Origin of the sequence: Vibrio sp. ECSMB14106 (genome assembly GCF_000972265.1) — a bacterium.
Lineage (GTDB): Bacteria > Pseudomonadota > Gammaproteobacteria > Enterobacterales > Vibrionaceae > Vibrio > Vibrio kanaloae.
On sequence record NZ_LAUM01000076.1, the window covers coordinates 1 to 809 of the forward strand.

An 809-nucleotide genomic window follows, 5' to 3' on the forward strand; every position below is an offset into this window, starting at 1 on the left:
GCCATACGCATAGCGTTACGAGCGTATTCCATGAACATTAGGAACGTTGCGCCGTAGGGTACGAAACCACCGTGCAGAGCGATACCGTTCATGATAGCCGTCATACCGAATTCACGTACACCGTAGTGGATGTAGTTACCAGAGAAGTCGTTCGCTTCAAGCGACTTAGAACCAGACCACATAGTCAGGTTAGAAGGCGCAAGATCAGCAGAGCCGCCCATGAATTCAGGTAGCATAGCACCGAACGCTTCTAGTGCATTTTGAGATGCTTTACGTGATGCGATGTTTGCTGGGTTAGCTTGAAGATCAGCGATAATTGCTGATGCTTTCTCTTCCCACTGTGCAGGAAGATCACCGTTTACGCGGCGTTTGAATTCAGCTGCCAGCTCAGGGTATGCTGCTTCATAAGCTGCAAGTTTCTCGTTCCACGCTGCTTCCTTAGCTGCGCCTGCTTCTTTCGCATCCCACTCTGCGTAAACTTCCGACGGAATTTCAAAAGGACCGTGCTCCCAACCTAGTTGTTTACGAGTTGCTGCGATTTCGTCAGCGCCTAAAGGTGCACCGTGACAGTCGTGCGTACCTGCTTTGTTTGGAGAACCAAATCCGATTACTGTTTTAGTACAGATAAGAGTAGGACGAGGATCCGCTTTAGCCGCTTCAATCGCTGCGTTGATCGCGTCAGAGTCATGACCATCTACCGCTGGGATTACGTGCCAGCCGTATGCTTCAAAACGCTTAGGGGTATCGTCAGAGAACCAACCCTCAACTTCACCATCGATAGAGATGCCGTTGTCATCCCAGAAAGCAAC

The 809-nt window shown here is 50.1% G+C and carries 1 pseudogene; it reads right to left on the bottom strand.

Annotated features, from left to right (window positions below):
• A pseudogene (locus WR49_RS20705) lies at positions 1-809 on the bottom strand (transketolase); the annotation flags it as partial.